The organism is Arthrobacter wenxiniae, assembly GCF_013376105.1.
Lineage (GTDB): Bacteria > Actinomycetota > Actinomycetes > Actinomycetales > Micrococcaceae > Specibacter > Specibacter wenxiniae.
Genome location: NZ_JAAMFM010000002.1, coordinates 151665 through 165721, shown reverse-complemented (window position 1 = coordinate 165721; position 14057 = coordinate 151665). Strand labels below are relative to the sequence as shown.

Sequence of the window (14057 nt, the reverse complement as noted above, 5' to 3'; positions counted from 1 at the left end):
GCCGGGACACGGCGGACGCGCGGCCGGCTCAGAACGCCTGGAGCTTGAAGCCGAGTCTGCGCCCGGACCTGACCCCGGTCTCTGCCACGGTGATCACGAGCGTGCCGATTTCCGGAATCCACTGCGGCGAGCGGACGGCCTGGGCCAGCGCGTCCACCAGCAGGCCCGGCTCAGCGGACCAATGGCTGTGGTGTCCGCTGGGCGTGAAGAACGTGACGGTGCCGTAGTTGATGTCCACGGCCGGCAGCACGGGGATGCCCTGCGCCGGCGTCGCCGCCCGGGTGGCGGTGCGGTTGGAGGGAATGCGGTTGACGGAGACAACAGTCATCATGAATGCCTTTGAGAGTGCTCTTGCCCGCGGATCCTGTCACCGCGGGCCGCTTCCTCATCCGAACCACCCTGTGAACATGGGGTTGGTGCGCGGCCAGTCGGAGCTTGGCGCCGCATCTCTTGAAGCTGGCTCAAGATTACCGGCAAAAAGTCCGACGGCGGGTGGTGGCGTAATAAATTACGTCACCACCCGCCGTCGGACGGTGATAAAAACCTCAGTGCGCACAACGGTGCGCCCGTGCCGACTGACGCACTGAATCCGGGCCGCTACCCGTTGGCGGTCACCGCCTCGATGTCGTCCACGTTGGAGTCCGTGGCGGCCGCGGCGAGGCGGCGGTCCCAGGCCTCGCGGATGTGGGCCGGGGTCCGCGGGGTGGCCAGCGAGACGGCCACGTAGACCACCAGGGAGGCGGCCAGGCCGTAGTAGATGGGTTCGTTGGCGTAAATGCCGTCGGCGCTGGAGATCACGCCGGTGGCGTAGAGGACCAGCAGCACCAGGGTCAGCGCGCAGCCCACGCACATGGACCACGCGGCGCCCAGGCCGGTGCCGCGCTTCCAGGCCAGGCCGCCGATGATGGCCACGAGCAGCCCGCCCACCAGAATGTCGTAGGCGATGGTCAGGGCGAAGACCACGTCGCTGACGATGATGGAGATCAGCACCACGGCCACGCCCAGCACCAGGACATACCAGCGGTTGCCCCTGATGTCGTGCTCGGGGTTGGAGGTGTCGGAGGCGTCCACGTCCTTGCCGAACCAGCTGGCCACGAACGGCACCACGTCCTTGCGGGCCACGGTGGCGGCGGCGATCAGGGCGCCGGACGCGGTGGACATCATGGCGGCGACGGCCGCTGCCATGACGATCCCGCCCAGGCCGATGGGCAGCAGGTGGGTGGCGACCTCCGCGTAGACCACGTCCTTGCCCAGGGTTGCGACGTCGATGGAGGGCAGGGCCACGCGGGCGGCCAGGCCGATCAGCGCGCCGGCCACGCCGTAGAGGATGCAGTAGATGCCGGCCGTGGCGCCGCCCCAGCGCGCCACCGTGGGCGTCCGGGCCGTGAACACGCGCTGCCAGATGTCCTGGCCGATCAGCAGGCCCAGGGTGTAGATGACAAAGTAGGTGATGATGGTCTGCAGGCCGATCCCGTTCCATTGGAAGAAGCTGGTCTCCACCCTGGACTGGATGCCGGCCAGGCCGCCGGCGGCGTTCCACGCGAACGGGAGCATGAGCAGGAACACGCCCACGGTCTTGATGACGAACTGCACCTGGTCCGCCAGCGTGATGGACCACATGCCGCCGATCGTGGAGTAGACCAGCACGATGGCGCCGCCCACGGCAATGGCGAGCCAGCGGTCCCAGCCGAACAGCACCACAAAAATGGTGGCATAGGCGCCCGTGGAGGTGGCCGAGATCATGATGGTGTAGGCGAGCATGACGATGCCGGACATCTTGGTGGTCTCCTGGCCATAGCGCAGGCTGAGCATCTGGGAGACGGTGTAGATCTTCAGCCGCTGGATGGTGCCGGCGAAGAGCAGGCTCAGCAGCAGCACGCCCACGCCGATGGCGACCACCAGCCACATGCCCGAGATCCCGAACTTGTAGCCGAGCCCCACCCCGCCCACCGTGGAGGCACCCCCCAGCACGACGGCGGCCATGGTGCCTGTGTAGAGGAAGGGGCCCAGGCGGCGGCCGGCCACGAGGTAGTCGCTGTTGTTTTTGGTGCGCGACTTTCCCCACCAGCCAAAGGCCAGCATGGCCACCAGGTAGATGATGACTATGGCAACGTTCAAGCTCATGTGGTGCTCCAGTGTGCGATGACGGGGCTTTACGGGCGAAAATAAAGAAATTGCCTTACAGGCAACATTCGTTGTCCATTAGGCTAAACTGTGATTGACGTAACAGTCAATATGAAAATGACCGGCCAGCCCGGATAGAGTCACGGTGGGGGCGCACCGCCCGGACATCCAAGGAGTGAAGATGAAGGCACTGCCCGTTGAACCAAGTCTGGCACCGGTCGCCATCGGGTCCCGGATCCGTGCCGCCCGCCAGTCCCAGCGGCTCACCATTGAGCATGTGGCCGACGCCACGGGACTGACCAAGGGATTCCTCAGCCGGGTGGAGCGCGACCTGACCTCTCCCAGCGTGGCGTCCCTGGTGACCCTGTGCCAGGTGTTGTCGATCTCCATCGGCGAGCTGTTTGCCGTCCCGGAGACGCACCTCACCCGGCGCGGCGAGGGCCCGCGGATCTCGCTCGGCGGCGAGGGCATTGTGGAGCGGCTGCTCACCGCCCGCTCGGAGCGGCGCCTGCAAATCCTCGGCGCCACCATCGCGCCACACGGCCGAGGCGAATCGGAGCTGTACGCCGTGGACTGCGACGTGGACGTGCTGCACATCATCAGCGGCGAATTGACCTTGATCATGACCCAGGAATCCTACGAGCTGAAGGCCGGGGACACGCTCTCCTTCCCCGGGCGCGAGCCGCATTCCTGGGAAAACCGCTCCGCGGAGCCGGTGGAGGCGCTGTTCATCCTGGTGCCGGCCGCATCCGGTTCGGGCTAGCAGCCCCTGTGCGGCACGGCAGCCCCCGTGCGTCGTCCGGCGGATACCTAAGCTGCCACCGGGCCCCTCACGGCAAACTCAAAGCCTGGGCGTGGATTGTTGAAGCAACAACCACCGGCAGCAGGACTTTGAGAGCGGGGAACCGTCATGGCACCAACAGCGGACGGCAGGAAGATCGCCAAGACAGTCACCTCCGTGGTGGCCATGGGCGCGCTGGGGGCGGCAGGGCTGGGCGGCGTCGCGATGTACGGCACCATTGCGGCGGCCAGTGCAAACAAGGCTGCCACCAGCCAAACCACGCCTGACACGTTCTCGGGCTCCTCGGCGGACTCCGGCCCGCAGTCCGGCTGGCAGCTGGGTTCCTCCCCGGGATCCGGCACGCAGCTGCTGCCCGGCAACGGCGGGTCGAGCCACGCGCAGTCGGCGGGGTCCTGACATGGCCGCGAGGCACGCCGCCGGCCAGCGGTCCTGGCAGGTGTGGGGGATGGCGGCCTCGGTGGTCGTCACGGAGCCCGGGCAGGCGGACGCCGCGGCGGCCCTGGTGCGCCACGTGCTCGACGCCGTCGACCTCGCCTGCAGCCGCTTCCGCGCGGACTCGGAACTGGCCGTGCTGCGCCGGGAGCTGGTGCACGGCGCGACCGTATCGCCGCTGCTGGCCACCCTCATGGAATCCGCACTGGCCGCCGCCCGCTGGACCGCAGGCGCCGTTGACCCCACCCTGGGCGCGGATCTCATCAGCCTGGGCTACGACGCCGACTTCGCCGCGCTGCCACCGTCCCCCAGGCACGACGCCGGCCCGGGGACAGGGCGCCTGGCCGCCCGCTCCCCCCGGCCCCGCGCGCCCCGGGTCCCCGGCTGGCAGCGCATCCGCCTGGACGGAAGGCGGCTGGTGGTGCCGGCCGATGTCACGGTGGACCTGGGGGCCAGCGCCAAGGCCGTGGCGGCGGACATGGCCGCGGCGCGCACCGCCGTCGAACTTGGCTGCGGCGTGCTGGTGAACCTGGGCGGGGACATCGCCACGGCGGGCCCGGCCCCGGACGGCTCCACCCCTGACTGCCCGGCCGGGCACTGGCAGGTCCTGGTCCAGGACCTGCCGGACGACCCCGCCCAACAGGTTTCGCTGCCGGCGGGCCACGCACTCGCCACCTCCAGCACGTCCAAGCGGCGCTGGGAACAGGCCGGCGCGCTGCGCCACCACATCCTGGACCCGCGGTTTGGCCTGCCGGCCGAGGACGTCTGGCGCAGTGCCAGTGTTGCCGCCCCCAGTGCGCTGGAGGCGAACGCCTACAGCACGGCCGCCATTGTCAAGGGCCATGCCGCCGTTCCCTGGCTGAGGGAAGCCGCTGTCAGTGCCCGCCTGGTGGACCAGCGCCGCCGGGTCGTCACGACGTCGGGCTGGCCCGCCGCCGAACCCGTGGGGGTGGGCTTCCATGGATGACGCGCTGTGGGCCTTTGCCCGGGTCAGCGGACTGGTGGACATGGTGTTGCTGACCGGGTCCGTGCTGCTGGGCATCCTCACCCGGTCCGGGCGGCCCCTGCCGGCCCTTCCCCGGGTATCCCTGATGCTGCTGCACCGCAACATCTCCCTTTTGGCCGTGGTGTTCCTGGTGTTCCACGTGGCGCCGCTGCTGCTCGATGCCTATGCACGGGTGAACCTGGTGGACGTTGTGGTGCCGTTCCTGGGCAGCTACAAGGCGTTCTGGCAGGGCCTGGGCACGGTGGCCCTGGACCTGATGGCGGCAGTGGTGGCCACCGGCCTGCTGCGGCACCGGCTGGGTCGGCGGACGTTTAGGGCCGTGCACTGGCTCAGCTACGCGATGTGGCCGCTGGCGCTGGCGCACTCCGTGGGGAACGGCACGGACGCGACCAGCGCGCCCGCCGTGGCTGCCGCCGTCGTGCTTTGCGTGGCGGTGCTGGCAGCGGCCGCGTGGCGGGTCTCCGCCGGCTTCCTCGAGACGGCGGACGCGCGGCGTGGCGGCGCCCGCAGGGACTGGGGCCGGCCGTGAGCGCGGCCATTGCCACGGAGCCCCTGGCGGGCGCCCCGTCCGGCCGGCCGGCCGGATCGCGGCTCTTTGCGGCCGGGGCCGCTGCCGGGCATGCAGCCCACCTGGCGGCCTATGGGCCGGTGCCGCGGCACGGCCGGGACTGGTCGCTGGCGCAGGAACTGGAGGCCTCGGGGCTGACGGGGCGCGGCGGCGCGGGGTTTTCGGCGTGGCGCAAGTTCGCCGCCGTGGACCGTGCCCGCAGGCCCGCCAGGTATGCGGGCCGGGCCGGCAGGTCCGTGCTGATCGCCAACGGCGCGGAGGGCGAGCCGCTCAGCTTCAAGGACGCCACACTCCTGCACAACGCCCCGCACCTGGTCATCGACGGCCTGCTCGCGGCGGCGGAGGCGCTCGGGGCCGGCAGCCTGTTCATCTACGCCGGCGCCGCACGGCTGCCGGCACTGGCGGCCGCGCTCGCCGAACGTTCCGATGCGCGGCACATTGCCCTGCTCGAGGCCCCCGACGCCTTCGTGGCGGGGCAGTCCAGCGCCGTGGTCAGCTTCCTGGAGACGGGCAGGGCCCTGCCGCGGGACGTGGCCGGCCGGCTGGCCGACGGCGGCTTCCAGGGCCGCCCCACCCTGGTCCACAACGTTGAAACGTGGGCGCACATCGCCCTCGTGGCCCGGTACGGGGCCGGCTGGTTCCGTGCGGAAGGCACCGCGGAGGACCCGGGCACCCGCCTGGTGTCCGTCACCGGCGATGTGCCGTCCGAGGTGGTGCTCGAGGTGCCCGGCGGGTCGCGCCTGGACGGCGTGCTGGCGTCCGCCGGGGTGGCGGGCGACGCCGTCTCCGCCGTCCTGGTGGGCGGGTACCACGGGCGGTGGGTCAGGCCGTCGGGGGTGGTGCTGGGTGGGGGAGGTGTCCCCGGGGGCGGCCCGGAATCCGGCAGCGTGCGGCCGGGTGCCGGCGTCGTCCACGTCCTGGCGCGTGGCCGGTGCGGGTTGGCGGCGACGGCCCGGATGGTGGAGTACCTGGCCGGGCAGTCGGCACGGCAATGCGGTCCGTGCATGTTCGGACTGCCGGCCCTCGCCGGCGCCATGGAGCGGCTGGCCGCGGGGCGCGGCGGACCGGAACTGGTACGCGAGGTGGGGCGGCTGTCCGGGCTGGTGGCCGGCCGCGGGGCCTGCCACCACCCGGACGGCACGGTCCAGCTGGTTGGCAGCGCCCTTGAAACGTTTGCCGACGACGTCCGCTGGCACCTGGCCGGGCAGTGCCAGGAGACGGGCGGCGCGCTGTGAGCGTCGCCGGGCCTGCGGCGCGGCTGCACATCGACTGGACCATGTGCGACGGGCGCGGGCTGTGCACGGAGCTGCTGCCGGAGGCCCTGACGCGTGACGACTGGGGCTACCCGCTCGCCGCGCCGGGTCGTGTCCGGGCCCGGGCCGATGCGTCGAACGTTCCGCTCACCGGCGCGGAACTGGGTGCGGCCGTGGACGCCGTCAAGCTCTGCCCGCTCCTTGCCCTGCGCATCACCGGGCCCTGACGCCCGACGCCGCATCACTTTCGACGGCGTTTTGCCCGACGCGTCTGATGGCCGGATGCCGCGGCAATCCCGGCAGGTCCGCCCCGGGAGCGCCCATTCAGCCCACGTGGACCCAGGGGCGCTGGGTGAGGTCGGGTTCGGCCTCGCGGAGCACCTCGCGCGTGACCGGCGCGATCTCGCCCTCGCCAAAGAAGAGGAACTTGAGCAGGTTGGTGATGGGGTTGCCCTCATTCCAGCGGAAATAGATGTGCGGGATGATCCCTGTGACGTCGCGCACGTGGAGAAGGACGGCGGCGACCGTGTTGGGGACGGTGGAACCGTGGACCTCCAGGATCCTGAAGCCTTCGACCTCGATGCCGCGGATCTCCAGGGCGGTCTCGAAGTCGGAGGAGTCGTCCACGATGACCTCCAGGAACAGGGCGTCCCTGGGGTCGCCGATCTCGTTGACGGTGGCGGCGTGGCTGAGCTTGCGGCGGTAGGCGGCGGCGTCGCGGGTCTTGGGATCGTGGGAGATGAAGCGGATGGTGTCGTCGTCCACGGCGGCCACAAACCGCATGGCCGCCTCATCCATCCGGATGTAGGTGGCCCGCAGCTCAAAGGCCCGCCGGATCCGGGAGAGGAGACTGACGCCCACAATGCCGACAATGAACAGGGCAGCGATCTTCAGCCCGTCAGGGCGCTCGATCGAGTTGGCCACGGTGGTGTAGATGAACGCCACGGACACGATGCCGAATCCAATGGTGGCACCGCGTTGTTTCTTGCGCCGGGCCGACAGCGTGACCGCGATGGCGGCGGACGTGATCAGGACCAGCACGCCTGTGGCGTACGCGCCGCCCTGGGCATCGACGCTGGCGTTGAACACCAGCGTGATGACAACCGCTATCACGGAGAACACGAGCACCAGCGGCCGCACCGCCCCGGCCCACTCGGGGGCCATGCCAAAGCGGGGCAGGTACCGGGGCACCAGGTTCAGCAGGCCGGCCATGGCCGACGCCCCCGCAAACCACAGGATGGCGATGGTGCTGATGTCATAGGCCGTCCCGAAGCCCTGCCCGAGCAACTGGTGGGCCAGGTAGGCCAGTGCGCGGCCATTCGCCGAACCGCCGGGCTGGAATTCAGCCGCGGGAATGAGGATGGTGGTGGCCAGTGAGGACGTGATGAGGAAGGCGCTCATGATGACGGCCGCCGTCGTCAGCAGCTTGTGGGCACCGGCGATCCGGCCCACAGGGTTCTGCTCGGTGTCGCCCGGGCGGCCCTTGATCTGCGGCATGACGGCCACGCCCGTCTCAAAGCCGGACAGGCCAAGGGCCAGGCGCGGAAAGACCAGCAGGGCAATGGCAATAATCATGATGGGGTTGCCGTGTTGGGTGGTCAGGGCCGTCCACCAGTCGGTGGTGAGGATGGGGCTGGCCAGGGCCTTGACGAGGGCGACGGCGACGACCACCAGGTTGAGCGCCAGGAAAATCACGACCAGGACGACCGCGATGCCGATGGCTTCCTTGAAGCCGCGCAGGAACACGGCGGCCAGTGCGGCCACGAGCACCAGGGTGATGATGACGTTTTGCCCGTGGAGGAAGCTGGGGGCAAACGGGTTTTCAATAAGGTGCGCGGAGGCGTCCGCGGCGGACAGCGTGATGGTGATCATGAAGTCCGTGGCGGCGAAGCCCAGCAGGGCCAGCACAAACAGTTTGCCCCACCACCGGGGGAGCAGGCGCTCGAGCATTGAGATGGAGCCGGCACCGTGTGGGCTTTCGCGGGCCACCCTCTTGTAGACGGGCAGGGCGCCGAAGAGGGTGACAGCCACCAGGACGATCGTGGCCAGTGGGGCGAGGACGCCGGCCGCCAGGGCGGCGATGGCGGGCTGGTAGCCAAGGGTGGAAAAGTAGTCCAGGCCGGTCAGGCACATGACGCGCCACCAGCTGTGGGGGGCGTGCTCGGCGTCGGGCTTGCCGTGCGGGCCCTGGCGCTTGCCCGAGCTTTCCGGCAGGCCCTCCATGAGCCAGTCGCGGAACGCCTTGCGGCGCGTGGGCCGCACGGGTGTCCCCGGGTCCGCGGGGGGATGGGAGAGGGAAGTCACGGGAGGATCCTTTCGCCCATGGACGCGCAAGAGTTGGAACCGCCCAGTGGCGGCCCAGTGAGACTAGCACCGCAATCCGGCGTGGAACCCGCTCTTGACGAAATCTTGACGTCCGTGTTTCCTGCGCGGGCGGCCACCGCGGGAGCCAGAATGGCTGCATCGGCGGAACTGCCGCAAAATTCCCTTTTAGAAAACTTTTGATTCACATTAGACAACTCCGGCTGTAGCATGGAGACACAGACCGCATGTGACGCAGGTCTACTGCTTCAAGAAACGAAGGACGTCCATGAAAGAGATCCGCATCGAGGCCAACGGCAACCTTGGCCCCATCGATTCCTCCCAGATCCCGCGCTACGCGGGCGCTGCCACCTATGCGCGCCTGCCGCGCCTGGACCAGGTCGCCAAGGCGGACGTGGCCGTCGTCGGCGTCCCCTTTGACAGCGGCGTCTCCTACCGCCCGGGTGCCCGCTTCGGTGCCAACCACGTCCGCGAGGCCAGCAGGCTGCTGCGCCCGTACAACCCGGCCTGGGACGTTTCGCCGTTTGAAAACTGCCAGGTGGCGGACGCCGGCGACATGGCCGTCAACCCGTTCAACATTGGCGAGGCCATCGAGACCATCCAGCAGAACGCGCTGGATCTGACTGCCGGCGGCTCCAAGCTGCTGACCCTCGGCGGGGACCACACCATCGCGCTGCCCCTCCTGCGCGCCGCCGCCGAGCGGGCCGGCGCGCCCGTGGCCATGCTGCACTTCGACGCGCACCTGGACACCTGGGACAGCTACTTCGGCGCAGCCTACACCCACGGCACCCCCTTTCGGCGCGCCGTCGAGGAGGGGCTGCTGGACACCGAGGCCATCTCCCACGTAGGCACCCGCGGCCCGCTCTACGGCAAGAAGGACCTCGACGACGACCACCGCTTCGGCTTCGGCATCGTCACCTCCGCCGACGTCTACCACCAGGGCGTGCTTGAAACCGTGGCCAAAATCCGCGACCGCATCGGCACGCGCCCCCTCTACATCTCCGTCGACATCGACGTCCTGGACCCCGCGCACGCCCCCGGCACCGGCACTCCCGAGGCGGGCGGCATCACGAGCCGCGAGCTCCTGGAAATCATCCGCGGCTTCCGCGGCATGAACCTCATCGGCGCCGACATCGTGGAAGTCTCCCCGGCCTACGACCACGCCGAAATCACCGGCGTCGCCGCCAGCCACGTGGGCTTTGAGCTCATCACCCTCATGGCCGACAACGTTCGTGAAGGCGACCGCTTCGGCGCCGCGAACGGCTATGCCGCCCAGGCCCTTGACGCCGAGGCACGACGCCGGCCGGCCGGCTTCGCGCCGACCCCGCCGGTCGAGCAGGGGGAGCGGTCGGGGAGCGAGACCGCGGGGGCCGCCAAGTGAGCAATCTCCAAAGCCCGGTGGTCGAGCCTGTCGAGACCTTCGTCCAGCGCAACGGCGGGGACCTCGTCGTCGAAACCCTGGCCGCCCTGGGCGCCAAGACCGTGTTTGGCATCCCGGGCCAGCACGCGCTGGGCCTCTTCGATGCGCTCAGCCGCTCGCCCCTGCACTTTGTCTCCTCCCGCGTGGAGAACAACTCCGCCTTCGCGGCGGACGGCTATTCGCGCGCCACGGGCGAGGTCGGTGTGCTGTTTCTGTCCACGGGCCCGGGCGCGCTGACCGCGCTGGCCGGCCTGCAGGAGGCATACGCGACGGGCGTGCCCATGATCGTGGTGGCCAGCCAGATCCCGCTCGAGGGCCTGGGTGCCCGGCGCAAGGGCATGCTGCACCAGCTCGATGACCAAAAGGCGTCGGCCGCGAACGTCACGAAGAGCCAGCGGCTCATCCAGCACGCCTCCGGCATCCCCTCCGCCATCCAGGACGCCTGGACCGAGGCCGTGTCCTCCCCGCAGGGCCCGGTGTGGATCGAGGTGCCGCAGAACGTGCTGCTGGACCCGATCTTTGTGCCGGCCGTCGAGGACGCGCTGGCCGAGCCCTTCGACAACCCGCCCCGCGTGGAGCTGGTTCGGGAGGCCGTGAAGTGGCTGACCGCGTCCAAGCGGCCCGCCATTGTGGCCGGCGGCGGCGTGCGCCGGGGCAGGGCCGCGGCGCAGCTGCTGTCCATCGCCGAAAAACTCAACGCCCCCGTGGTGTGCACGCCCGGCGGCAACGGCGCGTTCCCGTGGACGCATGAGCTGTCGCTGCAGTCGTGGGTCGAGGACCGGCACGTGACCGAGCTCCTGGAGGACGCCGACGTCCTGGTGGTCATCGGCTCGTCCCTGGGCGAGGTGTCCAGCAACTACTTCACCATGGAGCCGCGCGGGCGCATCATCCAGATCGACGCCGAGCCGCGCGTCCTGGAGTCCAACCGGCCCGCGCTGGGCATCCGGGCCGACGCCGGCCAGGCACTGACCGCCCTCGACGACGCCCTTGACGCGTCGCTGAGTGCCGACGCCGACTGGCACGGCGCCAGGCCGCAGACTGTCGTCAAGGAAACGCTCGCCAAGGTGCAGGCCCGGCTCGACGGGCAGGACCTGGCCCTGGAGCGGAAGTTCATGGCGGACATCCGCGAGGCCGTCCCGGCCGACATGCAGACGTTCTGGGACATGACCATTTCGGCGTACTGGGGCTGGAGCTGCTGGGATGCCCGCGACGGTGAATTCCACTCCGCCCAAGGCGCCGGCGGCCTCGGCTACGGCTTCCCGGCCGCCATCGGCGGTTCGCTCGGCCTGCAGAGCCAGGGCAGGCCGGCCCGCGTGCTGGCCGTGGCCGGCGACGGTTCGGCCATGTACTCCATCGCCGAGCTCGCCACCGCCAGGCAGCACAACGCGCCGGTCACGTGGCTGATCGTGGACGACGGCGGCTACGGCATCCTGCGCGAGTACATGGTGGGCGCCTTCGGCAAGGCCACGCACACGGAGCTGGCCCGCCCGGACTTCGTGAAGCTCGCGGAAGCCTTCGGCGTCCCGGCCCGGCGCGTGAAGCCCGAGGATGTCGGGGACGCGCTCAGGGAAGGCTTCGCCGCGGACGGGCCGAACGTCGTCGTGGTTGACGTGCTGCTGAAGATGTTCGGGCCCACCCACCTGGACGTCTAGCCCTGACGGCGTCGGCCCGCCTGGCATTTTGCCTTGGGCCGGTGCTTTCCACGGCGTGCCGCGGTATGATGTCAGACAAGCGTCAGACATAGGAGATCATGATGGCCACCATCACAGTCCGCGAACTTGCACGGCACGCCAAGGAAGTTTTCGATGAGCTGGAGACGAGCGGAAACCCGCTGGTCATCACCAGGAACGGACTGCCGGTCGCGGCGCTCGTGTCGATCGACCAGCAGGAGGCCGAAGCCTATCTGATTGCCTCCGCACCGGAACTCACCGGGAATCGGAAGAATGCGGAGGCGGCCATCCTGGAAGGTCGAACCATTCCGCTCGCAGAGGCACTGCTCGAGTTTGAGAATGAACCGGAGGAGAACACTGCCCGGGAGCCGGAGTTGGTCGACGCCGCGGACGAACGCCAGGCAGTGGAACCGGGTTGGGCCGTGGAATGGACCGAGCTGGCACCGCTCATTGGCTCGAATTTGGTGGGTGAGGTGGAAAGGGAGGCTGTCCAATTCACCGAGGAGGTCACGAGGAAAGCCCTTCAGGCCGTGGGGGCGGCTGACGGCCCTGATTCCGGCGAGCAGGAAAAGCGGCAGGAGGAGCTGCAACAACTGAATGAGCGCCTGTTCGGGCTGAAATTTCGGGACGAGATACTTCGCGTCACGCAGGAGCGCCTGTCGGCCATCAGCGGCGGGGACCTGAAAGGCGTGGATGCCGGCTCGGACAGGCTGGTGGGGCGCCACCAAACCGACGCCGCATTCAAGGTGGTCGCGGTGAGCGTCGGAAAGCTGAATAGGGCATTGATCGCCCACAGCGCGAAGCAGGATGACCCGTTTGTTGCCTACCAGTTGCTTGAATCCGGGCTGCAGGGCGGGATCGCGTCCTTGGGGTAGGCCAATGCGAGAGTCAGTGCGAGGGGTCAAGGTGCCGCGCCATGTAGGCCTCATCCTCGCGCTGTTGAGCCGAAAGGTTGACGATGCCTATGTAGACAACAGTGACCACGGCGGTTGCCGCGCCAGCCAGTGTTGCCGCAAAGAAGTATCGATACGGCTCAAATGCCCACGTCGGGATCATGCCAAGCACCCCGCCCGCTTCCCCAACCGCAAACCAAAGGAAGGTCGCCGGGCTCAATGCCTTGCGGATGCTGTGGCCTATCCGTGCGGGAAAGGCCGACAGCAGGGCAAGCGCAACCAGCAGTGTCGCCATGATTACTGCCATGGTGGAGAAGAACACGGCCAGGTCCAACGCCGTGAGGTTGTCGGAACCGGGCGTCGGGGCGAGAAACGCCGAGATTGTGCCCACAGCCAGGGGCGCGCCCACGTAGACAAGGAGAGTCTTCACTTTTGACGTGCCGACGTCCATGGCAGGCCACCCTGCCTGCGCATCGCCAGGCATGTCTCTTCGCTGACAATGCGCATGACTGTCAAGGTGCCGAATCCGTGGCCGTACCTCCATAAATCCGGCTCCCCCTTGTCCCACAGGCATATGGCGATGCGCCCGCCCACAGGGAAACAGATCCACGATCCCCGCGGCTCGGGAGGCCATTTCATGGGACTTGCCTGGTACAAAAACTCATTCGTGAGCCTGTCCAGCAGCTTCAGGTACTTCAGGCGGTTGGCCCGCAGGCCGAGGTCGACAGTCATGAGGTCGGGCACGCGGCCGTCCGGATCCGCCGGCACCAGCTCAATGGTGAATGTCCGGGCCATGTCCCATCCCTCCTGCCTGCCGGCACGCACGGCACCTGGTCATACGATACGCCCCGCGCGCGCGGACCGGCAGGGACCTAGACTGGGCCGCATGGCAATTGTGTACCGGGCCGAGCTGCGGCCCACGAAAATGGAACTGCTGGCGCAATGGCTGCCGCGACAGCCCTGGTTCAGCGGGGACGCGGGGGCGCTGGCGCGCCTGGGCTCCTTCCGCTTTGACGACCCGGCGGGCGAGGTGGGCCTCGAGACCATCCTGGCCGGCGCCGGGGCCGGTGCCTACCAGGTGCCGCTGAGCTACCGGGGCGCACCGCTGGATGGTGCCGGGGAGTTCCTGGTCGGCACCATGGAGCATTCGGTGCTCGGGCGCCGCTGGGTCTATGACGCCGCCGCCGATCCCGTCTACGTGGGCGAACTTGCCGCCGCGCTGCTGGCCGGCAAGCCGCAGGCTGTGGAACTGCGTGAAGTTGCCGGCCGGATGGAGACGCTCCCTGCCGCCGCATGGCTTGCCAGCAGCGGAACTGCCACGTCCATCCCGCCATTGTTTCCCGCTGGACCGACGACGGCGGACGCCGTCACCACTGTTCCTGCCGGGGCGCTCACGCTGCGGATCGCCCGCGCCCTGGACCTGTCCGGCGTCGTCCACGGGGAGCCGGTGCTGACGGTGACGTGGGCGGGACAGGACGCGCCGGTCCAGCTGGCGTCCGCCGGCAGCTGACCCACTCCGGTGGGCGAGCAGCGAGCGCTGCGAGCGCGTCGAGGCCCAGACGTCGGT

The 14057-nt window shown here is 69.2% G+C and carries 15 protein-coding genes and 1 riboswitch; of the genes, 10 read left to right on the top strand and 5 right to left on the bottom strand.

Features of this window, described 5'->3' with window-relative positions; all coding sequences use genetic code 11:
* Positions 1 to 28: 28 nt before the first annotated feature.
* Complete coding sequence (locus tag G6034_RS02455; protein ID WP_218063478.1) at positions 29 to 328, bottom strand: hypothetical protein; 300 nt, start codon at positions 326 to 328, stop codon at positions 29 to 31.
* A 14-nt stretch (positions 329 to 342) separates the two neighbouring features.
* A riboswitch (SAM riboswitch) is annotated at positions 343 to 456 on the bottom strand.
* Positions 457 to 597: 141 nt separating this feature from the next.
* Positions 598 to 2124 carry a sodium:solute symporter family protein gene (locus G6034_RS02450; RefSeq protein ID WP_176633508.1) on the bottom strand — a complete coding sequence of 509 codons (1527 nt, stop codon included), beginning with the start codon at positions 2122 to 2124 and terminating at the stop codon, positions 598 to 600.
* A 181-nt stretch (positions 2125 to 2305) separates the two neighbouring features.
* On the opposite strand from G6034_RS02450, the gene G6034_RS02445 reads away from it, so the two are divergent.
* The 6 genes from G6034_RS02445 (at position 2306) to G6034_RS02420 (ending at position 6412) form a co-directional block, all read left to right on the top strand.
* Positions 2306 to 2887, top strand: a complete 582-nt coding sequence (locus tag G6034_RS02445; RefSeq protein WP_176633507.1) for a cupin domain-containing protein — start codon at positions 2306 to 2308, stop codon at positions 2885 to 2887.
* Between the two features lie 147 nt (positions 2888 to 3034).
* Positions 3035 to 3322: a hypothetical protein gene (locus G6034_RS02440; RefSeq protein ID WP_176633506.1), complete on the top strand. Its 288-nt coding sequence runs from the start codon at positions 3035 to 3037 to the stop codon at positions 3320 to 3322.
* Between the two features lies 1 nt (position 3323).
* Entirely contained in the window at positions 3324 to 4325 is a 1002-nt protein-coding gene (locus tag G6034_RS02435) for an FAD:protein FMN transferase (RefSeq protein WP_176633505.1), read from the top strand.
* Complete coding sequence (locus G6034_RS02430; protein WP_176633504.1) at positions 4318 to 4893, top strand: ferric reductase-like transmembrane domain-containing protein; 576 nt, start codon at positions 4318 to 4320, stop codon at positions 4891 to 4893. The genes G6034_RS02435 and G6034_RS02430 overlap by 8 nt, the downstream gene beginning before the upstream one ends.
* The gene (locus tag G6034_RS02425) at positions 4890 to 6167 is read left to right on the top strand and encodes an NADH-ubiquinone oxidoreductase-F iron-sulfur binding region domain-containing protein (protein ID WP_343037900.1); all 1278 of its coding nucleotides are present in this window, start codon (positions 4890 to 4892) and stop codon (positions 6165 to 6167) included. Before G6034_RS02430 ends, G6034_RS02425 begins: the two co-directional genes overlap by 4 nt.
* Entirely contained in the window at positions 6164 to 6412 is a 249-nt protein-coding gene (locus G6034_RS02420; protein ID WP_343037899.1) for a ferredoxin, read from the top strand. Before G6034_RS02425 ends, G6034_RS02420 begins: the two co-directional genes overlap by 4 nt.
* A gap of 97 nt (positions 6413 to 6509) precedes the next feature.
* Here the strand turns inward: G6034_RS02420 and G6034_RS02415 are convergent, their stop codons facing one another.
* A complete protein-coding gene (locus G6034_RS02415; RefSeq protein WP_176633503.1) occupies positions 6510 to 8489 on the bottom strand; it encodes an amino acid permease in 1980 nt (659 codons plus the stop codon).
* 286 nt (positions 8490 to 8775) lie between these two features.
* On the opposite strand from G6034_RS02415, the gene speB reads away from it, so the two are divergent.
* The 3 genes from speB (at position 8776) to G6034_RS02400 (ending at position 12472) form a co-directional block, all read left to right on the top strand.
* Positions 8776 to 9888, top strand: coding sequence for an agmatinase (speB, locus tag G6034_RS02410; protein WP_246295233.1), 1113 nt, complete (start codon positions 8776 to 8778; stop codon positions 9886 to 9888).
* On the top strand, positions 9885 to 11579 hold the full coding sequence (locus G6034_RS02405) for a thiamine pyrophosphate-binding protein (RefSeq protein WP_176633502.1): 1695 nt from the start codon (positions 9885 to 9887) through the stop codon (positions 11577 to 11579). Before speB ends, G6034_RS02405 begins: the two co-directional genes overlap by 4 nt.
* 101 nt (positions 11580 to 11680) lie before the next feature.
* The gene (locus tag G6034_RS02400; protein ID WP_218063476.1) at positions 11681 to 12472 is read left to right on the top strand and encodes a type II toxin-antitoxin system Phd/YefM family antitoxin; all 792 of its coding nucleotides are present in this window, start codon (positions 11681 to 11683) and stop codon (positions 12470 to 12472) included.
* 13 nt (positions 12473 to 12485) lie between these two features.
* Here G6034_RS02400 and G6034_RS02395 read toward each other — a convergent pair whose 3' ends face one another.
* The gene (locus G6034_RS02395) at positions 12486 to 12920 is read right to left on the bottom strand and encodes a hypothetical protein (protein ID WP_176633500.1); all 435 of its coding nucleotides are present in this window, start codon (positions 12918 to 12920) and stop codon (positions 12486 to 12488) included.
* Positions 12917 to 13285 carry a hypothetical protein gene (locus tag G6034_RS02390; protein ID WP_176633499.1) on the bottom strand — a complete coding sequence of 123 codons (369 nt, stop codon included), beginning with the start codon at positions 13283 to 13285 and terminating at the stop codon, positions 12917 to 12919. The genes G6034_RS02395 and G6034_RS02390 overlap by 4 nt, the downstream gene beginning before the upstream one ends.
* A gap of 91 nt (positions 13286 to 13376) precedes the next feature.
* Here G6034_RS02390 and G6034_RS02385 point away from each other — a divergent pair, with 91 nt between their 5' ends.
* On the top strand, positions 13377 to 14000 hold the full coding sequence (locus tag G6034_RS02385; protein ID WP_176633498.1) for a CG0192-related protein: 624 nt from the start codon (positions 13377 to 13379) through the stop codon (positions 13998 to 14000).
* Positions 14001 to 14057: the final 57 nt, after the last annotated feature.